The organism is Halothece sp. PCC 7418, from assembly GCF_000317635.1.
Classification (GTDB): Bacteria; Cyanobacteriota; Cyanobacteriia; order Cyanobacteriales; family Rubidibacteraceae; genus Halothece.
This window is the reverse complement of sequence record NC_019779.1, coordinates 478,028-504,029: the sequence shown is the minus strand read 5'-3', so window position 1 is coordinate 504,029 and position 26,002 is coordinate 478,028. Positions and strand designations below refer to the sequence as shown.

Below are 26,002 nucleotides of genomic sequence, written 5' to 3'. Positions count from 1 at the left end.
ATTACTCCCTTGCTGATTTTACCGTTGAGTGTGTCCGAAAGGGAATGTTGCTCTGGCTAGGTGAACGGCTTTCTTCTTGGGTTACCGTTTAAAGAAGAAACATTTATTGAAGTTAATTTAAAAATGGCTGATACTCCGTTTCAACACATCTCAGTAGAAGACCTTGCGATCGCGCTGCAAACCAACCCTTCCGAAAGCATTCAGTTAATTGATGTCAGAGAACCGCAAGAAGTGGAAACAGCAGCAATTCCTGGGTTTATCAATCTGCCTTTAAGCCAATATGAATACTGGGCTCAAGAAATTCACACTCACTTGGATACCGAGAAAGAAACGCTTGTGATCTGTCATCACGGGATTCGTTCCGCTCAAATGTGTTACTGGTTGAATCAACAAGGCTTCAGCAACGTCAAAAACATCATCGGCGGAATCGATGCTTATTCCCTTGCTATTGATTCATCTATTCCTCGTTATTAAACTGTAACCATGCTTAAAACCATGCGCTTAAAAGAACGTCATCAAAATATTCTGTCTGCAACCATCCGTCATTATGTTGCCACAGTCGAACCGGTGAGTTCTAAAACCTTGGTCAACGAATATGATTTTACCGTCAGTTCGGCAACGGTTCGTAACGCAATGGGCTGGTTAGAAAAAGCAGGCTTACTGTATCAACCCCATACTTCTGCAGGACGGATTCCGTCGGACTCTGGGTATCGCACTTATGTTGACCAAATTATGCGACCGGATCAAGCACTGCGGGAACAATTGGATCAACTGCTGAGTAATGCAATTAAAGAAGAAGTGGGCAGTTTAGAAGCACTCCTTTATGGCGTGGCGCAACTCTTAGCCAGCTTAAGCGGTTACATGGCAGTTATTACCTTTCCTCAGCAACAAACGGCTTATTTACGGCATTTGCAACTGGTTCCTCTCGATAATCAGCGCATTATGCTCATTATTATTACCGACTCTTATCAAACTCAATCGGGATTAATCGATCCTCCGCCTTGGATTGCGGAAAAATTAGCACTCGGAGAAGGGATTGAAGAAGAACTGGATTTATTATCAAATTTTTTAAATCAAAAATTACAAGGTTGCTCACTTGCTGAGTTGGCGACACTGAAAGCGGTGGAATTAGAAAAAGAATGGAAACAAGACAGTGAGTTTTTGCAAGAGATTTGTCAACAACTGATTCAACGCTGTCAAACTCGTCCCTCTTCCCAAATTCTAGTGCGGGGAATTTCAGAAGTCTTACGCCAACCGGAATTTTCCCAATTACAACAAGTGCAAACCTTACTGCATTTGCTAGAAGCAGAACAGGAGCAATTGTGTTCTGTTATTTTTGATGTGGTGGAAGCAGGGAGTAATGAGAGGGGCGTGACGGTGAGGATTGGCTCGGAAAATCCTCTGGAACCGATGCAAACCTGTAGCTTGATTTACGCCAATTACTATCAGGGAGAAGCCCCTAGTGGTAGTGTGGGCTTAATCGGTCCGACGCGAATGCTTTATGAAAACGCGATCGCGCTGGTCGAAGTGGCTGCCGATACCCTCTCCCAAACCCTCACAAAAAATTAATAATTGTTGTCGTCTTGCTGGTTCTCCCCTTTACTGACGATAAAATTTGAACACAAATCAGATAATAACTTCACATTTTTTAACGGAGTTAGGGAAAGAAATATGGCAGACAATCAACGTTCCACAGTTGTGATTACTGGGGCTTCATCAGGGGTCGGTTTATACACCGCCAAAGCACTTGCTGATACCGATCAATGGGATATCGTCATGGCCTGTCGTGACTTGGAAAAAAGCGAAAAAGCAGCGCAACAAGTCGGAATTCCGAAAGATCGCTATACCGTGATTCCTATTGATTTGGCTAACTTTGACAGTGTTCGTGAATTCGTCAATAACTTCCGTTCTACTGGCAAATCCCTAGATGCGCTGGTGTGTAATGCTGCGGTTTATATGCCGATTCTCAAAGAACCCAAACGCAACCCCGATGGCTATGAACTCACGGTAGCAACCAACCATCTGGGACATTTTCTCCTCTGTAATTTACTCTTAGAAGACCTCAAAAAATCCAATTCTCCAGATCCCCGCTTAGTGATTCTCGGCACTGTAACCGCTAACCGTAAAGAACTCGGGGGTAAAATTCCCATCCCAGCACCGCCCGATTTAGGAGATCTCAAAGGCTTTGAAGACGGATTTAAAGCGCCAATTTCCATGATTAATGGCAAGAAATTTAAGCCAGGTAAAGCCTACAAAGACAGTAAACTGTGCAATGTGCTGACCATGAAGGAACTGCACCGACGCTATCACGACGCAACAGGAATTACCTTCAGTTCCCTTTATCCTGGCTGTGTCGCGGAAAGTCCGTTATTCCGAAATCACTATTCTCTTTTCCAGAAAATCTTCCCCTGGTTCCAAAAAAAGATCACGGGGGGGTATATTTCGGAAGCAGAAGCTGGAAAACGAGTGGCAGCAGTGGTTAAAGATCCCGAATACAAACAATCTGGTGCATACTGGAGTTGGGGGAATCGTCAGAAAAAAGATGGGAAATCCTTTGTTCAAGAAATGTCCCCTGAAGCCACAGACGAAGCGAAAGCGCAACGGTTGTGGGAATTGAGTGCGAAATTGGTCGGACTAGAATAACAGCAAGACAGGTTATTGGTTAACCGTTCAACTCCGTTTTCGGTTGCGATTAACCAATAACTGAAAACAAATATTCAATGTGGATGCCAAAATAGGTAATTAAGAAGCCTTAAATGGACAAGAAGTGCAATTATGGTTAGACAACCGCAATCTCGCCCCAGTAATCTCCCCCCCTCCACCTCCCCCTCGCACGCCTCAAAATCGGCAACAAGAGGAGGTCACCGAAGCCCACACTGAGTCGGATGTGACGCAACAAATGCCCTCACAGAAAAAAGGAGCAATGCCCCCTCCGCCTCCCCCTTCAGGGCAAAGAAAAGCCACCTTTCGACCGAAGCCTAAACCCTCGCCATCGAAAGGACAACCGACGTTAGCTGATATTGTCAATAAAGCCAACGAAGAGGGATTTTCCGATATTCACTTGGGGGTGGGAGAAGTTCCTCGTTTCCGCAACCGGGGAGAAATGGATTCTTCCGATTATCCCGAGACTGACCAGAATACGTTTATGAGTTGGTTATATGAAATCCTCACCGAAGAAGAAGTGGAGAAGTTTCAAACCACTTTAGAATTTGATGGGGCGACGCAATATGATTTTGCTCGGGTGCGGATTAATGTGTTTGATACTCTTAACGGGCCAGGGATGGTCTTGCGACTGATTCCTTTGAAAATTTTGACGATGGAACAGTTGAAGTTACCGGCGGTGTTTAAGGATATTTGCCATTATCACAAAGGGATGATTTTGGTAACAGGTCCCACGGGGTCTGGTAAGTCAACAACGTTGGCTGCAATGGTGGATTATATTAATCAGGAGATGCCTAAGCATATTATCACCATTGAAGATCCCATTGAGTTCGTCCATCAGAGTCAGAGGGCTTTAATCCGTCAACGGGAAGTGGGAATGCACACCCTAGAGTTTGATCACGCCTTGAAAGCCTCTTTACGGGAAGATCCAGACGTGATTTTAATTGGGGAGATGCGCGATCGCGCAACCGTCAACACGGCTCTGAAAGCAGCCCAAACGGGTCACGTGGTCATGGGAACTTTACACACCAACAGTGCGGTGAAAACCCTAGAACGGATTTTAAGCCTTTATAGCCCAGAAGAACAACCTGCCATGCGGGTTGCCATTGCGGAGTCTTTAGTATCGGTGATTTCCCAAGGGTTATGTCGCACCACGGATGGCAAACGGGCTGCCTTTCATGACATTTTGATCAACACCGAAACCGTGAAGGAGTACATTCGGGATGGCAAATATGACGAAATTACCGAATTGATGCTTGATGGGGAATATGATGGTATGATGACCATGAATAAGTCCCTGTTTCAACTCTATCAGGAAGGACGAATTAGCGAAGAAACTGCCCTCGAATGGTCGCCAACGCCCAATGAAATGGCGCAAATGCTTCGTGGACGCGTTTAAATGATCAATCATGAGTGATGATCAATCCTATAAAGGTATTGCTTTATTTACCCCAGGGGGAGATTTAATTTATGGGTTCGATGCTGATAAAAGCAAACGTTGGCATCTTGACCTGTGTGAAGGTTTAAAAGAGTTACTGAATCTTAAAGAATCTCCCCACTTTCTTGTTCCTGCTTATACGGCAACGATGGATCAGTGGCTTGATCCGAAATCCAATCGGATACAAGTGTCTTGTGAGGTGTATCCGTTAGTACAACGCTATCAACCTCTACTCCATGCAATTTTTGGGATTCAACAGCAATGGACTGTTTTACCATGGCAAGAGGGGTATGGTGACCCCAGAATCATGGAAACCTATCACGAACAGTTTCCTCAACTTTGGGAGAATCATGACTTAGTGGTTAATTTAGAGTCGCTGCGAGGGACTCCTTTAGAGCAAGCACCTACCCGATCTCAATCCCCTGTCCCCGCCCCTACCAGCTACATTTTACGCTTATTTGTCTCTGGACACTCCCATAGCACAACAGAAGCCCTCACCACTCTACATCGCCTGTTAGAACAAAAACTCAGTAATTCTTATACGTTAAAAGTTGTCGATATTATGAAGCATCCAGAACAGGCGGAGTTAAATCAAGTTTCAGCAACTCCGACCTTAGTTCGCCTCTATCCAGAACCAGTGCGACGGATTGTTGGCGAGTGGGACAACGTAGATCGCATTTTACAGTTGATTGCCACGCCCTAGTTAGGATTGAGAAAGAGCGCGACGGTAGGCTTTCAATGCTTGCTCTTCCCGTCCATTTTCGAGGAAAAGGTCACCAATGAGGCGATAGACTTGGGGGTTTTCGGGTTTCAGCGCGATCGCGTTTTTATAACATTGGGAGGCTTCCTTGACTTTGCCTTGTTTGTGATACACCTGACCCAACTTTTGATAAACATTGGGGTTGTCATTTTTCAATTCAACAAATGTCTCGAAAGCCGTCACTGCTTCTGCTAGCTGGTTGGTTTGGAAATAAATCTGACCTAAAGCATGATAAAGCCATGGTTTGTCTGGATTCAGCGCGATCGCGCTTTGATAAGTAGCAATGGCTTCTTCTATTTGTCCCCCTTGTTTCAAAGCATCGCCGAGTTTTTTATGCACATAAGGCGGTAACTGGGGATTAATTTCTAGGGCTTTTTGGTAGGCGGTAATTGCTTCTTTGGGATTGTTCGTTTGCAAGTAAACATCACCTAAAACATTATAAAAGCCTGCTTGATTCGGATTGAGTTCTACTGCTTTTTGGTAAGCGGTAATTGCTGCTTGCTTTTGTCCAGCTTGCTGGAAGGCATCCCCTAATTTTTTATGCACATAAGGCGGTAACTGGGGATTAATTTCTAGGGCTTTTTGGTAGGCGGTAATTGCTTCTGTGAAATTGTTCATTCCCAAGTAAGCATCCCCTAAACCATGGTAAGCCTGAGCATTCTTCGGTTTGAATTCAATGTTTTTTTGATAAGCTGCAATTGCTTTCTCAAATTCTTTTCTAGCGAGGTGAATTGCTCCCAGTTGATTGAGGGTTGGGGCATGATCAGGAGAAATAATTAATATTTGTTCGATTTTATTAAGAGCTTGATCCAATTGACCCTTGTTTTTCAGTTGGATCGCTTCATCGAGATCAGCTTGAATCTGAGAGTTATCTGGATTATTAACCATAAGTGATATCCTTATCGGATCATTATGTTAAAATTATAAGCCCATTGTTCGTGCTTGAAACTCATCTTCTGTCATTTGAGGAATATTCAGTTCTTGAGCTTTCTTTTGTTTCGATCCGCCTTTGTCACCCACTAAAACGTAATCGGTTTTGGAACTAACCGAGGAACTGACTTTTCCCCCAGCGCGTTCAATAAGTTGTTGGGCTTCACTCCGAGTCAAGTGTTTGAGTTTTCCCGTTAAAACAAACTTTTTCCCTGCAAAAGGTTGAGCAATTGTTGTTTCTGCGGGGGGCGTTTCTGTCGCTTCGGCTTGGAAATTGAGTCCCGTCTCTTGTAATTGTTTAACTAGGGCTTGATTGGCTTCGATTCTAAACCACTGATACACCGATCGCGCAATTTCTTCCCCAATCCCTTCCACTGCTTTTAAGTCTTCCACACTCGCCCTTGCTAACTCCTCCACGGTGGAAAAACGCTCAGTTAAGGTTTCTGCATTCACTTTCCCCACATAGCGGATGCCTAAACCATATAACACCCGTGACCAAGGTTGATGTTTGGATTGCGCGATCGCGCTCACTAAATTACTAGCCGATTGTTTCCCCACTCGTTCCAATTGGGTCAATTGCTCAACGGTTAAGTGATATAAATCGGCAACTGATGTCACCAGACCTTGACTGACGAGATTTTCCACCATTTTCTCTCCCAGTCCATTAATATCCATGGCATCCCGAGAGGCAAAATGGACGAGACTGCCCCGTAAGATAGCAGGACAAGAAACATTCACGCAACGGGTCACTGCTTCCCCTTCTGGGCGTACTAATCGCGACCCGCACTCGGGGCATTCGGTAGGCATTATGAAAGGCTGCGCGGACTCTGGGCGTAATTCTGGTAACACGCGGACAATCTCAGGAATGATATCCCCTGCTTTGCGTACCACAACCGTATCGCCGATTCTGACATCCAATTCATTGATAAAATCAGTATTGTGGAGGGTTGCCCGTTGCACCGTTGTTCCCGCTAAAGAAACGGGTTCAAGATGAGCCAAAGGAGTGACTGCGCCAGTGCGTCCCACATTAACTGTAATTTCTTTGAGCTTCGTTGGGGCTTCTTCGGCGGGAAACTTCAGCGCGATCGCCCAACGAGGGAATTTCTGAGTAAATCCCAGTTTCTCTTGTAGCGCATAAGAATTAATTTTAATGACCACGCCATCGGTTTCATAAGGGAGTTTTTCTCGTTCTTCTTGCCATTTCTGATAATAGTCCCCGACTTGTTTTAAGGACTGACAAATTTTATGATTCGGATTCACCTGAAATCCCATTTCCTGCAAACTCTCTAAAGATTCCGCTTGCGTTTTGGGATTAATCGTTGTGTTTTCATCGATTACATAAAGGGTATAAGCAAAAAAATCAAGTTGACGTTTTGCCACCACTTTCGGATCAAGTTGTCGTAATGTTCCCGATGTCGCATTTCGTGGATTCGCAAATCGGGCTTCTCCGTTTTCACTGCGGGCTTGATTAATTTTTTCAAAGGTTTTCCGGGGAAGAAACGCCTCTCCTCTCACTTCCACTCGTGCTGGCGGATTTTCTAAATCTAATCGTAAGGGAATTGTCCGAATGGTTCGCACATTATTAGTAATTTCTTCTCCTGTTTCTCCATCACCACGGGTCACCCCACGGACTAAAATACCATTTTCATAAGTTAAAGCGAGGGCATTGCCATCAATTTTTAACTCACAAACATAATTAACGGTTGTTTCTTCTGAAACTTGATTTTGCCAACGGGCGACCCACTGTGCTAACTCACTCAAATCAAAGGCATTTTCTAAACTGTAAAGGGGAATATTATGCTTCACTGAAGCAAACCCCTCAGAAACACCCCCTCCCACACGCTGGGTTGGACTATCTGGTGTTATGAGTTCTGGATATTTTTCTTCTAACGCCTGTAACTCACGATAAAGCCGATCATACACTTCATCTTCCATAATCGGATTATCTTGCAAATAATAGGCATAGTTCGCCCGTTGCAATTGTCGGCGCAGTTGGTTAACCCATTGCTCAGTATTCACGGTCAGCAGTTGATTGTCCTGTATGGTTGATTATTCGTTAATATACCATAGGTAATTTTTTGTCTGTTGAGAATAGTGATCAGTGAGCAGTTATCAGTAACCAGTGAGCAGTTATCAGTGACCAGTGAGCAGTGACCAGTTATCAGTGACCAGTTATCAGTTAACAAAGAACAAAGAACAAAGAACAAAGAACAAAGAACAAAGAACAAAAAATGTCTTTAAATAGTACACAAATCAAAGCCAAAGCCAAATCACTTGGGTTTCATAAAGTGGGAATTGCTGCTGCTAATAATCAAGAACAAATTGAAGCCCAAACGCGCCTCAAAAACTGGTTAACCTTGGGTTATCAGGCGGATATGAAATGGATGGATAATCCGAAACGATTTGATTTAGAAAAATGTCTTCCTAATGTTCAATCTGTCATTGCAGTTGCCCTTAATTACTATACCTCTCATTCTCAACCTGAAAATTCAGAACAGGGAAAAGTCTCACGGTATGCTTGGGGACGAGATTATCATAAAGTAATGCAAAAAAAGCTGAAAGCTCTGGCGCGTTGGTTAGACGAACAAGCCCCAGAAGCGCGATCGCGCTATTATTCAGATACGGGCCCAGTGCAGGATAAGTTTTGGGCGCAACAAGCGGGACTCGGCTGGATTGCCAAAAATAGTAATGTGATTACGCGAGACTATGGGAGTTGGGTGTTTTTAGGGGAAGTCTTAACCACCTTAACTTTAACCCCAGATTCTCCCCATACTGAACATTGTGGCACTTGTACCCGTTGCTTAGAGGCTTGTCCCACTGATGCGTTTCCGCAACCGTTTGTGGTGGATGCGAATCGCTGTATTGCTTACCATACCATTGAAAACCGTGCCGAGAAGTTACCTGAAAATATCGATCTCAAGGGCTGGGTTGCAGGCTGTGATATTTGCCAAGAGGTTTGTCCATGGAATCAAAGATTTGCCCAAGAAACGGACTGTGAAGACTTTCAACTCCGATCAGATCATCTTGCTCCCAATTTAGCAGAATTAGCCCAATTATCGGCAGAAACTTGGGATCAAAAAACGCGGGGATCAGCCCTACGACGGATTAAGCCAGAAATGTGGCGACGGAATGCTCGTGCTAATCTGGGAAAAGATGGGACTTGAACCCGTTCATTTTTTAACTATGAATACTCCAGTTATTATTTTTGATTTTGATGGAACAATTGCCGATACGAAAGAAGCTGTCATTGCGATTATAAATCGCTTAGCCCCTGAATTTGGTTTTTCTCCCTTGAGTGAATCCGAAATTGCTCGTTATGAAAATTTAACCACCCGAGAAATCTTAAAACAATCTCGGGTTTCTTGGTGGAAACTTCCCTTTTTAATTCAACGAGTCAAACAAGAATTGAAACAAGAAATTCCTAATATTCAGCCAATTTCAGGAATTGAAGAGACTTTAGAAGCCTTGAAATCCCATCAATTTCAATTAGGTATTATCACCTCGAACTCAGAAGAAAATGCGATTCAATTTTTAAGACAGCATGGGCTGTTACATTACTTTAATTTTGTTGAGAGTAGTTTTCACTTATTGGGAAAACATAAAGTTATTCAACGCTTACTCCGCCAAAAAAAGTTTTCTTCGCAAGTAGCCATTTACGTGGGCGATGAAACTCGGGATATTGAAGCAGCACGGAAAAGCGGGGTGAGAATGATTGCTGTCAGTTGGGGCTATAATTCTGCAACCGCCTTACACAGTTGTCAGCCAGATCTACTTATTCATAATCCCAGCGAACTCTCTCAAGTAACAACTACTGATTATTGGTGTCAATGGAATCTGAAATCAGTCCATTTTCGAGATTAGATCGCGCTTGATTTAACACTGATACCGTTGATAGGGAATCCCAATCCGATAATAATTATCGCGATCGCGCTGACAATTTCGACTCTGGTCAATCCCTAATTGTTTGGGAAAATGAACTTGCTTTAAACCAGTTCCAATCACCCACACTTGCGACACCTCTAAATCTAATTCCCTGACTTTTTCCCAAATTCGCTGATATCCCTGACGACGATCTAAAAAAATAAATTTGCTGCTTAAAGCTGGATCTCGAATCTCATTTAATGCTAAACCATAACTTAATCCAATGGCTAAATCCATCTCATCTTGATACCCCATTACAATTAACATGGGTTCTGAATATTGATTAAATCGTTGAGCCGTTTTTTTCGGGAAAATAAGGTTTAAGAAAGAAAAGATTCCAGACGACAAATAAACAACTTGTTATTCCGATGATTCCCACAATACTAAACAGTTTTCGAGAGAGAGCAGGATGAATCTGTTCGCTTCGGGCGCTTAAACTTGCCCCTAACAGTGAGGCAATTGCGGGATAATAAACGTAATTATAGCGAGGCGCGATCGCGATGTTTTTTTCTAATCCATAGATAATTACTAAAAATTGCAACAAGACCAGAACAAGATATAAAGATAAAGCCAACGTCACTTTCTGAGTGACTCGATCTTTTAATAATTTCCGATAGCCCAGACTGAAATGATAGAGTAACCAACCACTCAAACCTAGCATCACTAAAGCAGAAATGATTTGAATTGTAGTGGGTTGATTTTCGATAGGAAACGTCACTACCATGATAATCAAACCGAGAATTAATTGATAAATGGGGGCAAACCAATCAAAACTTGGTAACCAATCTGTCTTGGGGCTATAAATATGGGTGATGAGAGTAGGAAGCCATGGTAAATAACTTAAAATTACGCCTCCCGTCATCCCAAAAAGCAAGAATAAACGTCGCGGTGATTCCCGAACTAAGAAAATAAAGAGAATGATCATTTGAGCAACCAAGGAAAGTAAGAAAAAATAGTGGGTATAAATTCCTAAACTGTTGGCAATTCCCCAAATTAACCAAGAAAGAAAAGCATTTCGATCCGATTTTATAATTTGGACTAAGGCAAACAGCGCGATCGCGATTAAAACGAAGAGTAAGCTATATTGTCGGGCTTCTTGGGATAAATAGACAGCAAAGGGAGAAATTGCCATGATTCCTGCACCCGCTAAACCTGCTTGTTGAGAAAACGCCTTTTGATTGAGATAATATAATAAAAAAATGGCAATTATTCCCAACAAAGTAGGTAAAACTCGCAATTGAGTTGCTAAAGAATCATTGAATAGGTTTAGTGTTTCTATGATTCCTAACCAGCGATGTAACAAGCAAAAGAAAAGCGGTGGATGGGTCGATTGTTCTGCTAAAAAATTCGCAAGGTGTGAGCAACTTTGTTCTTGATACGTGAAAAAATTGGGAATCGCTTGAATTGAGAAAATCGTTCCCGTGGGAATGACTTGATACCCTTCTCCAAAGGTAAATAAGGCTGTAATTATTTCATCTAACCAGAGTGGTTTTTTCCCAAGATTCATCCCCCTCAAAAAACTACCGAGGATGAGAATAATCATTAGCGTCACAGGTGTTTTCCGAATCATCCTCAATGGTCAAATTCAATGTTATCCTAGCAGTGGAATATTCCCTCAAACTATCATCTCATAACCCTTAACGATCTCCCAATAATGACCCGAGAAGAAAAACAACTTTTTTTCCATCTTCCTGTTTTAACTGAGGCGGTAATTCAAGGATTAGACATCAAAGAAAATGGACACTATCTTGATGCAACCGTTGGGGGAGGTGGACATAGCGAACTCATTTTAAGAGCAGCTGATTCGATCAAGATTACAGCACTTGATCAAGACCAAAGCGCGATCGCTGCTGCCCAAGGAAGACTTGCCTTTGCCAATAACAATTCTCTTGAATTTTACCACATTAATTTTGCGGAGTATGACCCTCAAGGACAACAATTTGATGGGATTTTAGCTGACTTAGGCGTGAGTTCCACGCAACTCGATACCGCCAACAGAGGCTTTAGTTTTCAAAAAGAAGCCAATTTAGATATGCGGATGAATCAAGATCAATCCCTCACGGCTGCGGAGATTATTAATCATTGGGATGAAACCACTTTAGCCGATATTTTTTATCATTATGGGGAAGAAAGACAGTCTCGGAAAATTGCCCGAAAAATTTTACAAAAACGACCGTTTCACACCACAACTGAACTCGCCAGCGCGATCGCGCTGTGTTTTCCTCCCCAGAAAAGATATGGCAGAATTCATCCCGCCACCCGTGTTTTTCAAGCCCTGCGGATCGCGGTTAACAACGAACTCGACAACCTAAAAACCTTTTTAGAGATTGCGCCCCACTGGCTAAAACCAGAAGGGAAAATCGCTATCATCAGCTTTCACAGCTTAGAAGATCGGATCGTCAAACACAGTTTTCGCCAAAATCCAGAACTACAAGTGATCACCAAAAAACCGATCATTGCCAAATCAGAAGAAAATCGCCAAAATCCACGCGCTCGCTCAGCTAAACTCAGAATTGCTCAAAAAAACTCTCCTCTTTTCAGTGATTGTTAAACTGCCCTTAAACGAAAAGTTTTCAAACCAAAAAGAGTCTGTGCTAACATCTGGAGTAATATTAAATTAAATTTAGATTTTGAGCCCATGAGCAAGGTTTTGGTGCTAAACGCCTCCTATGAACCGCTCAACCTCACCAGTTGGCGACGAGCGGTAGTGTTGTTGCTCAAAGGGAAAGCTGAACAACTGGAATACAACGGAAAACTCATTTACACTGGCTTCCCCTTGCCCACCGTCATTCGTTTGCGGTACTATGTCCGCGTTCCATACAAAGAGATCCCTTTAACCCGTCGGAACATTTTAGAACGAGACAGTAACCGTTGCCAATACTGCGGTTACAAAGGCGACCAACTGACCTTAGATCATGTCATCCCGCGATCGCGCGGGGGTGGCGATACTTGGGAAAACATCGTTGCAGCCTGTGTCCGCTGTAACGTCAAAAAAGGCAGTCGTACCCCTAGGGAAGCAGAAATGCCCCTAGCTCGCCCTCCTCGTCGTCCCTATAGCAGTCTGCACTTTGAGCTAGCTCGGCACATTCAAGGGAATCGCAATCAGGAATGGCGGAAATACGTAATTGGTATCCAGTAGCCCACTCACTGATCATCGCGCCAAATGAAGATAACATAAACACCAGGATCAGATCAAGCAAACCGACTTGTCTTTTTCCGAAAAGGCAAGTCAAAATTAGGAAATGTCCCAAAAGATAAACAGACATCATCACCTAGATGGGTTTGATTGCATCTCATATTCTGGTTAAACCATGTCATCTAACCTGATTTCTTATCCCAACTCTCGCTATTCTCAAGCCAATGGCAACTCCATAAACACAGAAGAAATGCCAGAGGTTAATCATGCTGAATCCTCAACTCACCCAGAGGAAAATCAGCATTATAGCAACACTGACACCGCTCTCAATCAGATTATTGAGGCGTTTAAAGAAACCCTAGAGCGCCATCGCGGGGAAAGACAACTGGTTATTATCCAAGACTTTCCCGATCCCGATGCCCTTTCCAGTGCTTGGGCTTATCAACTGATTGCCCAACAATACGAGATTCAGTGTGATATTGTTTACGCTGGAATCCTATCACATCAGGAAAATATTGCTTTAGTGAAACTAACTGGACTCCCCGCCAAGCGTTGGGGGATTCAAACCCTGAAAGAGCGAGACTTATCCGTCTATCAAGGCTGTGTTTTAATTGATACCCAAGGCACAACTAGCCAGTTAATGCCCTTAGTTCGTGAACATCAACTCCCGATCACTGTCATTATTGACCATCATAGCGACCAGGGAGAAGCTGATGGGGAATTTGTAGATTTACGCAATCACACCCGCGCCACAGCAACCATTCTCACCCAATACATTCAAGGCGGGTTATTAAAATTTAATACCAGTAACAGCAAGCACGTTAAATGTGCGACTGCTCTCATGCACGGTTTACGTTCCGATACCAATCGGTTAATGCAAGCCCAAGAAGAAGACTTTCTTGCTGCTGCTTTCTTGAGTCGGTTTTATGATGTGCAGCTTTTAAATGCCGTGCTTCAAACCTCGCGCTCCAAACGAGTGATGGATGTCATTGAACGGTCTTTGCGTAACCGTCTGGTCAAGAATAATTTTTCCATTGCGGGTGTGGGTTACCTACGCTACGATGACCGCGATGCCATTCCCCAAGCTGCTGATTTTCTGGTCACAGAAGAAAACGTTCATACCGCCGTGGTTTATGGTATTGTCCACAACGAACACGAAGAGTTAGAAGTTGTCATTGGCTCTTTGCGGACTAGCAAACTCACCCTCGATCCCGATGAATTTATCAAAGAAGCCTTTGGTCAAGATACCCAAGGGCGTTACTTTGGCGGTGGACGCTATATGGCAGGAGGCTTTGAAGTTCCGCTAGGATTTTTATATGGGTTTAACGAACATTCCGAATATGCGAAGTTGAAATGGGAAGTGTTTGACACCCAGATTAAACAGAAACTCCTGCGGTTAGTCAATCCAGATGACAGTTTGATTAATACCGATTAGTCAGCACCCCCGGCTGAAGCACGGGGGCTTCGTGCCTCCAGCTTCAGGTAGCTGACCAGCCTAAGTCTTAACTGACTACGTTTTTAAGGTCATGGCACCTACAAATGCTTTCCAGTTTGTAGCCCTGCCGCTAACGGTTAAACAGCCCTAGAAGGGGTAAGGCAGTGCCGTTAGCCCAACAAGCCCTAAAAACATTGGCGAGGAAAACATTACCCGTTTTACGGAGATTCCAATGTCAAATTTTGTTTTTGTCTTAGACACCAACAAGCAGCCACTAGACCCAGTGCATCCGGGGAAAGCTCGACGACTCCTCAGTAGAGGAAATGCCGCCGTATTTCGCCGTTATCCGTTCACCATCATTCTAAAAGAAGCCTGCCCAGACATACCCATGCAAGACTTGGAACTTAAACTCGATCCGGGTTCTCGGGTCACAGGAATTGCGATCGTACAGGGCACGAAGGTAATCTTTGGGGCGGAGCTTGAACATCGAGGTCAGCAAATCAAGGATGCGTTGCTGTCCCGTCGTCAATTACGACGAAGCCGACGAAATCGCAAAACTCGCTATCGCCAAGCTCGATTTCTGAATCGGACTCGTCCAAAAGGCTGGCTACCCCCTAGCCTACAACATCGGGTAGATACCACAATGACATGGGTTAACCGCTTTCGCAAGCTTGCCCCAATTGCTCGCATTTCCCAAGAGCTAGTAAGGTTCGATCTGCAACTAATGCAGAACCCTGAGATATCGGGCATTGAGTACCAGCAAGGGGAATTGCAAGGCTATGAAGTCAGGGAATATTTATTGGAGAAATGGAATCGGAAATGTGCTTACTGTGGAGCTAAAAATGTAGCGCTTGAAGTTGATCATATTCACCCCAAGTCTAAAGGGGGAACCGACCAGGTTTCTAACCTGACCCTAGCTTGCCACTCATGCAATCAATCTAAAAGCAATCGGGACATTCGAGATTTTTTGTCGAGCAAACCTGACGTATTGAATCGTATCCTGAAGCAGTCCCAATTACCGCTCAAAGATGCGGCAGCCGTCAATTCAACCCAGTGGGCATTGTTCAATGCTCTGAAACAGACAGGCTTGCCTGTGGCGACAGGCACGGGGGGACAAACCAAGTTTAATCGGACTCGATTAGACCTACCTAAAACCCACTGGCTAGATGCTGCAAGTGTCGGGGAAATCGATTCACTTAAAGTCCTGACCACAAAACCGTTGCTAATTGCAGCAAAAGGACATGGTACTCGACAGATGTGTGGCACTGACAAGTTTGGTTTTCCAAAGCGTCACCGCTCACGGGTGCAAACTCATAAAGGATTTCAGACTGGCGATATCATTACTGCCACTGTCACAAAAGGCAAGAAAATCGGGTCTTATGTTGGGCGAGTTCTCTGTCGCGCATCCGGCAGCTTTGATGTTACGACTCAATCGGGTCGAGTGTCTGGAATTAGCCACAGGTATTGTCAACCAATTCACAAAAGGGATGGTTATGCTTATGCGTTCTCTCATACCATAGGCGACTAAAGTCGCCGTTCGTTTTTCCTCCCTGCGCTAAAGCGACAGGGCTTCCAAACGTATCGAGGTTTTTCCGTGAGATCATGTCTAAACAACTTTATTTGATTCGCCATGGCATTGCTGTCGATCGCGCTCCCTCCCAACCCGATGAAACGCGCCCTTTAACGGAAGAAGGACAGAAAAAGACCCAAAAAATTGCCAAGGAAATCCAAAACATCGGTGTGACCTTTGATCTAATTTTAACCAGCCCCCTCCTGAGAGCCACCCAAACTGCTGAGATTTTGCGAGAAGTGGGGTTGACGGAAACTGTAGAAACCTTTTCGGCTCTCGCTCCAGGCGGTAATCTTCAAGACTGGGTGCAGTGGTGGGAACATTTGCCTCAGCATCACAAGACGATTGCCCTAGTGGGTCATCAACCTGACTTAGGAAACTGGGCGGAATTATTAGTTTGGGGAGAAACTCAGGAAAAGTTAGTGGTGAAAAAAGCAGGGGTCATTGGTTTAAATTGTCCCGATCAGGGGAGTCCCTTGGGGCGCAGTGAATTATTTTTACTCACCCCTCCCAAATGGCTGCTCAGAAACTAATCTGATATCAGCCTACCATAACGCTCGTTTCCCATTCGGCAAAATTGTTGCCCAGTTCGTTTTTGCTTCTGCCAATTGCTTCTCTGTAATTTTGGCATTTGTTAAATTTGCCCCCGAGAGATCCGCCTCCGCCAGCTTTGCATTTTGAAAATTGGCAAGGGTTAAATCCGCTTTCCGTAAATCAGCCTTTTGTAAATCCGCATGACTAAAAAAGGCATTACTCAGTTTTGCCTCTCGTAAGACAACCCGTTTTAAGTTGCCATTGGCAAAATCAGCCCCTCTTAAGTCTCCTTTGCGAAGATTCGTCTGCATTAAATTGGCTTCACGGAAAATACACTGCCTTAAATTCGCTTCTTCTAATTCGAGGCGATATAAATCAATGTGAGAAAAATCTCGTCTCCCTTGTCGATATTGATGAGCCAGTTGTTTTGCCGTTAATTTCCGAGAACCAGCCGTTCGCGAGCGTTCCCCTCCGCTCAACCCTTGACTATTATCACCCTGACGACTGGTGGGTAACCCCATACGAGTGCGACGTTGACGAATTGACTCGGCGACTTTAGAAGTCCAGTTGGATTGATCCTTACTATTCTTCTGTTCTAGATTGCCACTATTACTAGCAGGAGAGCGTTTGACAAGACCTTGTGACAAACTTTCCTCATAGGCTTCCATTTCCAGACCATCTAAAACTGCTTGCGCTGACTGATACCGATCGCGCACTGCCATCTCTAGCATCTTCTTCAAGACTCTTTTGAGATGATCGCTGACATCAACATACTGTTCCCAATCTAAAGCCCCAGTGCGAGAATTATACCCTATATCTTTGGGAGAGCGTCCTGCTAACAAATAAATACAAGTTGCACCCAAACTATAAATATCACTGGCATAAGTCGGACGCATTGCCATTTGTTCGGGAGGCGAATAGCCAGGGGTTCCCACCGCAAAAGAGGTCAATGGGTTATCTCCAGAGAGATCCGCAGCCATCACTTCATTCACGCGATTTTTAACCGCCCCAAAGTCAATCAAAACTAATTTCCGATCAATTTCGCGACGAATAATGTTAGCAGGTTTAATATCACGGTGAATCACCTTTTGGGAGTGAATATATTCAAACAAGGGCAGAATTTCTGTTAAGAATTGACGCACTCCTGCTTCGGTAAACGGGCCATTGTTTTTCACTTCTTTCTGCAAGTTCGACCCTTTCACAAACTCCTGCACTAAAAAAAACTGCTCTTGAATTTCAAAATAATCCAGCAACCGAGGGACTTGGGGATGATTCCCTAACTTCCCCAATGTCTCCGCCTCCCGTTGAAATAATTCCCGCGCCATCTTTAAAAAACTTTCAGTATTATTCGCTGGACGCAATTGTTTAATCACACAAACTGGATTCCCTGGTAAACTGGTATCCACTGCGAGAAAGGTTGCGCCAAACCCGCCTTGACCTAGCGTTTTTCCCACCAAATAGCGATTATTCAGCTTGAGATCACTACCGCAGCTTTGACAAATTCTAGTTTTGTTGGGGTTTTTCGGATTGGGGCAAGACGGATTCAGACAGTAAATCATCTGGTTAGTTTCAGGATACAGTGTCAGATTGATTGGGGATTGAGCAAATTCGGTTTAATCTTGCTGTCTTAATTCGCAACGGGTTCCAGTTACCGTCAATCATAAATGCAAACACAAACAGGTTGAACTGGATCTGACTGAGAGTTACCTAACAGCATACCTTAGTTCCTCATGCAAAATACAACTGAAGATCACTAATTTATTCTAGCCTAGCAGGTTAAAATTTGGTGATTCTAGCTATGTTTGATCGTATTAATTTTCTTTTCACCTAGGGTAGTTTGGTTTCCCAACTTGAAACCTGCTTGCTTTTGGGTGACAATAAGAAGGCTGAGTTTTTTTAGTAGCACCAAACAAGTCGATGCGAGTCTCTCTAAACTGGTTGCAGGAATTTGTTGAGATTGATCTCACCCCAGAAGCCCTCGGGGAAATTTTAACGATCGCGGGGTTTGAAGTCGAAGAAATTGAATACCGCCGTCGTTTTGCCGAAGGGGTGGTGGTTGGTAAAGTGGTAGAAAAGAATTCCCATCCCAATGCCGATAAACTCAGTGTGTGTACGGTCGATGTGGGCGCAGATGAGCCTTTAAATATTGTCTGTGGCGCAGCGAATGTTCGCGCTGAGGCTTATGTTCCTGTGGCAACAGTGGGGTCATATTTGCCTGTTAAAGATTTGAAAATTAAACGCAGTAAACTGCGTGGGGTCAAATCAGAAGGAATGATTTGCTCTCTGGCAGAGTTAGGCTTAGAAAAAGAGTCGGATGGGATTTATATTTTTAATGATCATGATAGCCTGACCCTAGGAGAACCCGTTTATCCCCTGCTGGGACTGGATGATGTGGTGCTGGATTTAACGACAACTGCTAATCGTGCAGATGCGTTGAGTATGGTGGGTGTGGCGCGAGAAGTTTCCGCCTTAACAGGGAAAAAGTTGACCCTTCCCGAAATCCCTCAAACCGAAATCTCAACTGACCAAGGGGGTTTGGGTGTGACTGTCACCGCAACTGAGGCTTGTCCTGCTTATATTGCCACGGAAATTACAAATTTAAGTCTTGCGCCCTCTCCACAATGGTTGCAACGACGGTTACAAGCTGCGGGGGTGCGTCCGATTAATAATGTGGTGGATATTACCAATTATGTTCTCTTGGAATGGGGACAGCCCCTACACGCTTTTGATCGAGAACGCCTGAAAACAGGGGCTGGAGGAGAAGACTTAACCCTTGGCGTGCGTTTTGCGAAAAAAGGGGAAACCCTCACCACCCTCGATGGACAAGCCCGTGATCTAGAGTCTGAAAATTTGATTATTACGGCTAATGATGTCCCTGTCGCCTTGGCGGGCGTTATGGGCGGTGAAGAAACGGAAGTCCATGATCAAACGGAAAATATTATTTTAGAAGCAGCCCTGTTTGACCCCGTGGCGGTGCGACGATCCGCACGGGTGCAAGGGTTACGCACCGAAGCCTCTACTCGCTACGAAAGAGGGGTGAATCAAGCGGAGTTAGAACAAGCCAGTCAACGCGCGATCGCGCTGCTGCAAGAATTAGCCCAAGGGACTCCCACTCAACAAGCAATGGCGGATCATCGTCTCCATCCCGAACAACGCCAGCGTACTTTGACTTTACGTTTGGATCGGATTCAGCAAGTGTTAGGTCAGGTGAACAACCGCGATGATGGCAAATTGACCCCAGAAGATATCAAGGGGATTCTAACCGCTTTAGGCTGTCAACTTAAACCTTATAATGTTGATGGCGGTGAAGGTTGGGAAGTGATTGTGCCTCCCTATCGCGATCGCGATTTAGAACGGGAAATTGATCTCATTGAAGAAATTGCTCGTCTCTACGGTTATGATTACTTCTGCGATACCCTCCCCGAACAAAGTCAACCAGGGATGTTATCCGTTCGCCAACAAAATAAAAATCGCATTCGGGAAGCAATGCGGGCGGTGGGCTTAACGGAAGTTTTGCATTATTCCTTGGTCAAACCAGAAGCAGATGCAGTCACTCTCGCCAATCCTCTATTTCAAGAATATTCGGCATTACGGACGGAACTAATTACAGGGTTAGTGAATGCTTTTTCCTACAACTTGGCGCGGGGAAATGGCGCTTTAAATGCCTTTGAAATCGGACGACGCTTTTGGCAAACGGAAACAGGAATTGCAGAAGCTGATACCCTTGCTGGAATTATGGGCGGTGAACGATTTCCCCAAGGACGATGGACAACTTCGGGTCAAGGTCAAACGATGACCTGGTATCAAGCAAAAGGCTTATTAGATGCAGTGTTTAATCGCTTAGGGGTCAGCGTTAGTTATGCAGCCACCTCGGAAGATGAACGGTTACATCCAGGGCGCACCGCAGTGATTTCTCTGGATGATCAGCGTTTGGGTTTATTCGGACAACTCCATCCGCAGTTTCGCCAAGACCATGATCTCCCAGAGGCGGTTTATGTCTTCAGTTTTGACTTAGAAATCTTATTAACCGCCTTAGCTGAAAAAAATCTCTCTCAGTCTCGTTTCTCTCCTTTCTCCACTTATCCCGCAGTGGCAAGAGATATGGCGTTTTATGCCCCAGTTGATTTGCCTGTGGCGGAGTTAATGCAGGTGATGGAAAAAGCAGGTGGCAAGTTATTAGAAAAAGTGGAATTATTTGATGAATATCGTGGCGAAAATGTCCCTGACGGACAGCGCAGTTTAGCCTTTAGCCTAACTTATCAAGCGCGCGATCGGACTTTAACCGATGAAGAAGTTGAACCCTTACTGGAAAAAGTCCGCAAAGCACTCACCCAAGAATTTGAAGTGACCTTAAGGAGTTAAAATTATGCCAAAATATGTCATGTGGGGCAGTTATTGCGACAACGTAGAAGAAAAACGCGCTCCCTATCGTCAAGCCCATTTAGACGGGTTAAAAGCCCAGAAAGAAGACGGAACATTGCTCACCATTGGACCGACGAAAGACTTAAAACAAGTCTTTGGCTTATAGATGTCGCCGTAAAACCAAGCGTCTTTAAGACGTTGGATATAAGGCGGTGAGTTAAAGGCTTCGATAGCCTGAAAACGAACAAACTCGATCAGTTTCTGCTATAATAGCAGCATTTACTAGAGGCACGATAAATCCTCTTTAAAAACGTTAGCTTCTTAACGGAAGTACCAGTAAAACCAAAACAATATTCAGTTCTAAACTGTAGGGTGGGGCGCACCCGAACAGGATAATCAACGCTTTTGGAGAGAATGCCCTCTGGGACTAAAAGAACTCGTTTCTGGAAGTTGTAAGGTGTCTCGATGAAGAAAGAATCCAACGCGCTTTTAGCCGTTGGAGCGTCAAATGATGCGCCTGATGAAGCAACAGTTCGCAACTTAGTAGAAAATGACCCCTATTGGCAAAATGGGATTTGGACAGAGTATCAGGTCAAAGCGTGGATACAAGCCCTTTAAAAAGAAAAAATGTAGGTTGGGTAGAGGTAACGAAACCCAACTTTTTTGTCACCAAATGCGGGATCTAGCAGTCGCTTCAGATAACTGGGAAAAGCATATACAATAGAGAGACATTGCTTAAGTCACGTCCGAGAGAGTCTGTTACCACCATGGCATCAACTAGTACAATGACTAATAATCCCGATAAAGAGAAAGCCCTGAACTTGGTGCTAAATCAGATTGAGCGCAATTTTGGCAAAGGCTCAATTATGCGCCTTGGGGATGCAGCGCAGATGAAGGTGGAAACCATTCCCACTGGTGCACATACCCTTGATATTGCCTTGGGTGGGGGGTTACCCAAAGGGAGAATTATTGAAATCTATGGTCCAGAAAGTTCAGGGAAGACAACCTTAGCTCTCCACGCGATCGCGGAAGCCCAGAAAGCAGGAGGAGTGGCTGCTTTTGTGGATGCCGAACACGCCCTCGACCCCACGTATTCCGATGTTCTAGGGGTTGACATTGAGAACCTTTTAGTCTCTCAGCCAGACACAGGAGAATCGGCGTTGGAGATTGTGGATCAACTGGTGCGGTCTGCTGCGGTTGATATTGTTGTGGTGGATTCTGTAGCAGCCCTTACCCCCCGCGCTGAAATTGAAGGGGAAATGGGAGATACGCAAGTGGGGTTACAAGCTCGTTTGATGAGTAAAGCTCTGCGAAAAATTGCTGGGAATATTGGTCGATCAGGCTGTACGGTAATTTTCCTCAACCAACTGCGACAAAAAATTGGGGTGACTTACGGTAGCCCAGAAGTGACCACAGGGGGTAACGCGCTCAAGTTTTATTGTTCGGTACGCTTGGATATTCGACGCATCCAAACCCTGAAAAAAGGAAGTGAAGGGGAATATGGAATTCGAGCGAAAGTGAAAGTGGCGAAGAATAAAGTTGCGCCACCGTTCCGTATTGCTGAGTTTGATATTATCTTTGGACAGGGGATTTCTCAGTTAGGCTGTTTGGTGGATATTGCAGAACAAACAGATGTCATTAATCGCAAAGGCGCGTGGTACAGCTATCAGGGAGATAATATTGCTCAAGGACGGGATAACACCATTAAATATTTAGAGGAAAATCCAGAAAAGGTTGCTGAAATTGAAGCAGCGGTTCACGAAAAAATCGAAATGGGTGCACTGGTTCAGGCTAACTCAGCCACCAGTAAAAAGTCGAAGAAAAATAGTGACGTGAGTGAGAGTGAGTCTTCTGAGATGGAAGAAGAGTAAGTCGCCTGCGCGATCGCGCAACAACAAGCGCGATCGCGCAAGCTCTCAATCATCCGATTCCACCACAGCAACGGAAAAATCAGCAAAATCAGCATAGGTATCTTCTGGTGTCGCCCAAGAAGAATCACCCCCTCCGAAAAAAGTCGAGAATAAAATACCATCAATTTTTAACTCATCAGTGGTGCGAAAAATAACATCTTTCTGATGAATTACTTCTTTTCCATTCACCCAAACTTGTATAACCCCATTAGCTTGATGCGGTTGGTTTAAGATAATTTTTTGCTGTAAGTGATACCATTGATTGCGCTGAAACCGCCAACGACCGCGACCAATTGAAGTCCCATAGTTTTGACTGGTTGGTAGATAGGCATAAATTTCTCCCTTCCCTTGTTCACGCCACATATAACGAGTTGAAAAACCATCGCTTCCATCTGGAATCTCACCGCCACTATTTCCTTGACCCCCAAATAATCCTGGTAACTTTCCGCCTTTAACAAACTGAAAATGGTTCGGGAAACGAACGTAATAACTCAAGAGAAGTGCGTCTTGAGGCGGTAGATTTAAAGTTCCGTAAAACTGTGCGCCTCCTAAAGGAAATCCCTTTCTCGCCACGGTTGGGCTAGCGGAATGAGCCGGATAATAAACACGGAGAATCTTTTCAAATTCCTGAGTCGGCTCAACTGTAATTTCCAAATTGTCTAATCCCCATTCTCCTCTTTCCAATTTTCCCCAAGCATCAAGCCAGTCAGAACTTTTAAACTGACTTGACCAAAGCTCTTGTTTGGTCTGGGAAAAGCCCAACTGCTCGCAATGACCCAAGAGGAGAAACAAGAGACTACTGAAAACAAATAAGAGGATCACTTGATGCCATCGCAAGACGTTTAATTTTCTTTGGCAGTGGTTGAAAATTTCAGTAATTTTATTCATGTCTCTGATCGACTTTTATCTGAGATACCTAAATGTTTGAGTTCCATGATTTCCGATCAAGCCGTGATCAAAAAGATACACCCCAATTGCACTGGCAATGCCCATTTTGTTATAGTCCTACTCAAAATAGTGATTAAAACACTTTTTTATTGTTAAGTAGTTAAGTCTCAAAAACGCGAGGATGTGCAACACTTAAGTATTAACAACACCATTATTACACTGAATTTTTTTGAGTCCAATGGCAGAACAGCAATTGTCTATCAATTCCAATTACAAAAAAACATCATGGACAAGTAACCCAGAAGCGATATTTGAACGAGGGACTTTTGAACTGTGGTATCAACCGGTTTACGACATCGAAACGGGAGCGGTTTTATACAATGAAGTCTTATTGCGTTGGCGAGATGAACAAGAACAACTCCATTTACCCCCTGAGTTTCTGCCCATTTTGGGAAAGGCTGGATTACTTGCTCGGGTGGATGCGCTCGTTATGCAGAAGGCGTTGCTTGCTTTAAGCCACAATTCATCATTGCAGTTATCAGTTAACCTCTCACAAGAAACGCTCGGGAATAGGGAATTCTTAGAAGAACTGGAATTGTCACTGCAAGAGAAAAACATTGATCCGAAACGTTTGCGTTTTGAAATTACCGAAAGCGCGATCGCGCAAGATTTTTCTCAAGCCCTAACCTTTCTCACAGAACTGAAAAATCTTGGCTGTCTCATTGTTCTCGATGACTTTGCCAGTCATGATTTATCTTTAGCCAAATGTGAAGCATTACCGATCGACACCATTAAACTGAATCAACAGTTTCTAAAACGGCTACAAGATGATCCCAAAAGTGAAGCCTTTGCCAAAGCAACTTTAAGTTTTTGCCAATCCCTCGGTCAAGTCACCGCTAAATTTATTACCGATGAAAGTACCCTCAAACTGGTTCAAGCAGCAGGATTCCACGCGATTCAAGGGAATCATTTGCATCAAGCAACTGCCATCCCAGAGCAAGCTCCTTTACTCAAAAGTTCTGACAATAGTAAAGCACTGGCGACTCGACCCAGCGAAACCATTACACCTTTAAGCAGTCCCGCCAGTAAAGGGGAATTAACTCCTTCTCCAGCAGTAGAACTACCAGAAAAACCGCAACTATGGCGACGCATCCTAACGGGAACCTTATTAATCAGTATGGGAAGCGCACTCATCGGTATTGGCGCGATCGCGTTTACTCATCGTGCTTCACGAATTATTGTTGACAATGGGGTGGTTAATGGTCGTGTGTTACGGCTGCGTTCTCCCATTGACGGTACGCTTGAAGCCTTTTACCCTCGCCCAGGAACTTCTGTCCGCTCTGGTCAAGTGTTGATGCAAATTGGTCGTTCTCAAGATACTGAACAGGCTTTATTGCAACTACAGGGAGAAGTGGAAACTAAGAAAAATCAACTTCTTGCAGCCCAACAATCTCTTGCTTTCTTACAATCCCGTCTGACTCAACAAGAATCGGAATATGAACGGCTATGGACTGTGGAAAATGAAATTAATCGTCGGGATGTCCGCCAGAAAGAAGCAGGGTTAGAAAAAGCTCAAGCCCAAGAAAAATCAGCCCGTTTGGATTACGAACGATTTCGTAATTTAAGAGCAGAAGGCGCGATCGCGCAACAAGTGGTTGATCAAGCCGAATCCACTTGGCGCGTGGCTCAAGCAGAAGTGCAGCGAGCACAAGAAGACCTCAGTTCCACAGAAACTGCATTTCGTGCTTCCCAAGAACGAATTGCTATGAACCGCTATCCCAACTGGGGGGATAGTTTTGTGGAAGAAACCACCCAACTCCGTCAACAAATTCAAGACCAAACCATTCTCATCAATACCCTCCGTGCCGATGTGCGTATCGCCGAAGAGAGACTGCGCCAAGCCCAATCTCAATACAGTGACCGCCAAGCTCTAGCAGTCACTTCCCCCCTTGATGCTGTGGTTTATAGTACGGAGTCTGAGCAAGGAGAAACGGTCAATCAATCAGAACAAGTCTTGACACTTCTCGATTGTAATGAACTTTGGGCCGAAGCAGTCATCTCTGCAGAAGCAGCTGCTCGGATTAATCCCCAAAAACCCGTTTTAGTGGAATTGGGGAACTCTGAGCAAGCTATTACAGGTGAATTGGAGTTGATTCAAGGCGTGAGTCCTTTAGGAGATGTCGAGCGATCAAAACGGTTACAGGTACAGGCTCTTGTTCCTTCCATTGCACCCGAATTAGTGGGCAAATCACTTTCTCGGGTCAAGGTGATGATCCCTCCACCGCCAGCCCATAAAAACACTGACCAATTTTGTGGCTTAGGAAAACCCACTCGCTTAACCTTCAGTACAGAAAACAAATCTTGGCAACAACAGGTAACGCGGTTTGTGCCACGCTGGGTCAAGAATCTGCTTTCTTAATGGCTGTCATACTTAAAAGAAAATCTTGAATTACACGG

The 26,002-nt window shown here is 44.4% G+C and carries 22 protein-coding genes and 1 pseudogene; 17 read left to right on the top strand and 6 right to left on the bottom strand.

Going from position 1 to position 26,002, the window contains the following annotated elements; all coding sequences use genetic code 11:
* Nucleotides 1-123: 123 nt before the first annotated feature.
* The 5 genes from PCC7418_RS02285 to PCC7418_RS02265 all read left to right on the top strand — a co-directional run bounded on the left by PCC7418_RS02285 (nucleotide 124) and on the right by PCC7418_RS02265 (nucleotide 4,802).
* Nucleotides 124-474 carry a rhodanese-like domain-containing protein gene (locus PCC7418_RS02285; RefSeq protein WP_015224557.1) on the top strand — a complete coding sequence of 117 codons (351 nt, stop codon included), beginning with the start codon at nucleotides 124-126 and terminating at the stop codon, nucleotides 472-474.
* 9 nt (nucleotides 475-483) lie between these two features.
* Nucleotides 484-1,569, top strand: a complete 1,086-nt coding sequence (gene hrcA, locus PCC7418_RS02280; RefSeq protein WP_041596122.1) for a heat-inducible transcriptional repressor HrcA — start codon at nucleotides 484-486, stop codon at nucleotides 1,567-1,569.
* Nucleotides 1,570-1,671: 102 nt separating this feature from the next.
* Nucleotides 1,672-2,643 carry a protochlorophyllide reductase gene (locus tag PCC7418_RS02275; RefSeq protein WP_015224555.1) on the top strand — a complete coding sequence of 324 codons (972 nt, stop codon included), beginning with the start codon at nucleotides 1,672-1,674 and terminating at the stop codon, nucleotides 2,641-2,643.
* A gap of 124 nt (nucleotides 2,644-2,767) precedes the next feature.
* The gene (locus PCC7418_RS02270; protein WP_015224554.1) at nucleotides 2,768-4,060 is read left to right on the top strand and encodes a type IV pilus twitching motility protein PilT; all 1,293 of its coding nucleotides are present in this window, start codon (nucleotides 2,768-2,770) and stop codon (nucleotides 4,058-4,060) included.
* A 10-nt stretch (nucleotides 4,061-4,070) separates the two neighbouring features.
* On the top strand, nucleotides 4,071-4,802 hold the full coding sequence (locus tag PCC7418_RS02265) for a circadian clock KaiB family protein (RefSeq protein WP_015224553.1): 732 nt from the start codon (nucleotides 4,071-4,073) through the stop codon (nucleotides 4,800-4,802).
* On the opposite strand, the gene PCC7418_RS02260 is transcribed toward PCC7418_RS02265, so the two are convergent.
* Nucleotides 4,803-5,747, bottom strand: coding sequence for a tetratricopeptide repeat protein (locus tag PCC7418_RS02260; protein WP_015224552.1), 945 nt, complete (start codon nucleotides 5,745-5,747; stop codon nucleotides 4,803-4,805).
* A gap of 33 nt (nucleotides 5,748-5,780) precedes the next feature.
* Complete coding sequence (gene ligA, locus PCC7418_RS02255; RefSeq protein ID WP_216086703.1) at nucleotides 5,781-7,817, bottom strand: NAD-dependent DNA ligase LigA; 2,037 nt, start codon at nucleotides 7,815-7,817, stop codon at nucleotides 5,781-5,783.
* A 203-nt stretch (nucleotides 7,818-8,020) separates the two neighbouring features.
* Between ligA and queG the strand changes: the two genes are divergently transcribed.
* Nucleotides 8,021-8,953, top strand: coding sequence for a tRNA epoxyqueuosine(34) reductase QueG (queG, locus tag PCC7418_RS02250; protein ID WP_015224550.1), 933 nt, complete (start codon nucleotides 8,021-8,023; stop codon nucleotides 8,951-8,953).
* Nucleotides 8,954-8,972: 19 nt separating this feature from the next.
* Entirely contained in the window at nucleotides 8,973-9,650 is a 678-nt protein-coding gene (locus PCC7418_RS02245) for an HAD-IA family hydrolase (RefSeq protein WP_041596398.1), read from the top strand.
* A gap of 12 nt (nucleotides 9,651-9,662) precedes the next feature.
* Here PCC7418_RS02245 and PCC7418_RS20040 read toward each other — a convergent pair whose 3' ends face one another.
* Together PCC7418_RS20040 and PCC7418_RS02240 are read right to left on the bottom strand one after the other, a co-directional pair.
* Nucleotides 9,663-9,977: a hypothetical protein gene (locus PCC7418_RS20040; protein ID WP_015224548.1), complete on the bottom strand. Its 315-nt coding sequence runs from the start codon at nucleotides 9,975-9,977 to the stop codon at nucleotides 9,663-9,665.
* Nucleotides 9,978-9,993: 16 nt separating this feature from the next.
* Nucleotides 9,994-11,253 (bottom strand): glycosyltransferase family 39 protein, encoded by a 1,260-nt coding sequence (locus PCC7418_RS02240; RefSeq protein ID WP_216086668.1) that lies wholly within the window; start codon nucleotides 11,251-11,253, stop codon nucleotides 9,994-9,996.
* Between the two features lie 111 nt (nucleotides 11,254-11,364).
* Here PCC7418_RS02240 and rsmH point away from each other — a divergent pair, with 111 nt between their 5' ends.
* From rsmH to sixA, 5 genes are all read left to right on the top strand, one after another.
* A complete protein-coding gene (gene rsmH, locus PCC7418_RS02235) occupies nucleotides 11,365-12,261 on the top strand; it encodes a 16S rRNA (cytosine(1402)-N(4))-methyltransferase RsmH (protein ID WP_015224546.1) in 897 nt (298 codons plus the stop codon).
* Nucleotides 12,262-12,348: 87 nt separating this feature from the next.
* Entirely contained in the window at nucleotides 12,349-12,849 is a 501-nt protein-coding gene (locus PCC7418_RS02230) for an HNH endonuclease (protein WP_015224545.1), read from the top strand.
* Nucleotides 12,850-13,096: 247 nt separating this feature from the next.
* Entirely contained in the window at nucleotides 13,097-14,281 is a 1,185-nt protein-coding gene (locus PCC7418_RS02225; RefSeq protein WP_150107109.1) for a bifunctional oligoribonuclease/PAP phosphatase NrnA, read from the top strand.
* 232 nt (nucleotides 14,282-14,513) lie between these two features.
* Nucleotides 14,514-15,809, top strand: coding sequence for an RNA-guided endonuclease IscB (gene iscB, locus PCC7418_RS02220; protein WP_015224543.1), 1,296 nt, complete (start codon nucleotides 14,514-14,516; stop codon nucleotides 15,807-15,809).
* 74 nt (nucleotides 15,810-15,883) lie between these two features.
* Entirely contained in the window at nucleotides 15,884-16,384 is a 501-nt protein-coding gene (sixA, locus tag PCC7418_RS02215) for a phosphohistidine phosphatase SixA (protein WP_015224542.1), read from the top strand.
* 12 nt (nucleotides 16,385-16,396) lie between these two features.
* Here sixA and PCC7418_RS02210 read toward each other — a convergent pair whose 3' ends face one another.
* On the bottom strand, nucleotides 16,397-17,944 hold the full coding sequence (locus PCC7418_RS02210; RefSeq protein WP_015224541.1) for a serine/threonine-protein kinase: 1,548 nt from the start codon (nucleotides 17,942-17,944) through the stop codon (nucleotides 16,397-16,399).
* A 358-nt stretch (nucleotides 17,945-18,302) separates the two neighbouring features.
* On the opposite strand from PCC7418_RS02210, the gene pheT reads away from it, so the two are divergent.
* From pheT to recA, 4 genes and pseudogenes are all read left to right on the top strand, one after another.
* Nucleotides 18,303-20,747 carry a phenylalanine--tRNA ligase subunit beta gene (gene pheT / locus PCC7418_RS02205; RefSeq protein ID WP_015224540.1) on the top strand — a complete coding sequence of 815 codons (2,445 nt, stop codon included), beginning with the start codon at nucleotides 18,303-18,305 and terminating at the stop codon, nucleotides 20,745-20,747.
* A gap of 4 nt (nucleotides 20,748-20,751) precedes the next feature.
* Nucleotides 20,752-20,910, top strand: a pseudogene (locus PCC7418_RS19650) (YciI family protein); the annotation flags it as partial.
* Between the two features lie 302 nt (nucleotides 20,911-21,212).
* Nucleotides 21,213-21,365 carry a YciI family protein gene (locus tag PCC7418_RS02200; RefSeq protein WP_235620731.1) on the top strand — a complete coding sequence of 51 codons (153 nt, stop codon included), beginning with the start codon at nucleotides 21,213-21,215 and terminating at the stop codon, nucleotides 21,363-21,365.
* Between the two features lie 149 nt (nucleotides 21,366-21,514).
* Nucleotides 21,515-22,618 carry a recombinase RecA gene (gene recA / locus PCC7418_RS02195; RefSeq protein WP_015224539.1) on the top strand — a complete coding sequence of 368 codons (1,104 nt, stop codon included), beginning with the start codon at nucleotides 21,515-21,517 and terminating at the stop codon, nucleotides 22,616-22,618.
* A 45-nt stretch (nucleotides 22,619-22,663) separates the two neighbouring features.
* On the opposite strand, the gene PCC7418_RS02190 is transcribed toward recA, so the two are convergent.
* Nucleotides 22,664-23,545 carry a polysaccharide lyase gene (locus tag PCC7418_RS02190; RefSeq protein WP_015224538.1) on the bottom strand — a complete coding sequence of 294 codons (882 nt, stop codon included), beginning with the start codon at nucleotides 23,543-23,545 and terminating at the stop codon, nucleotides 22,664-22,666.
* A 238-nt stretch (nucleotides 23,546-23,783) separates the two neighbouring features.
* Between PCC7418_RS02190 and PCC7418_RS02185 the strand changes: the two genes are divergently transcribed.
* Nucleotides 23,784-25,964, top strand: coding sequence for an EAL domain-containing protein (locus tag PCC7418_RS02185; protein WP_015224537.1), 2,181 nt, complete (start codon nucleotides 23,784-23,786; stop codon nucleotides 25,962-25,964).
* Nucleotides 25,965-26,002: the final 38 nt, after the last annotated feature.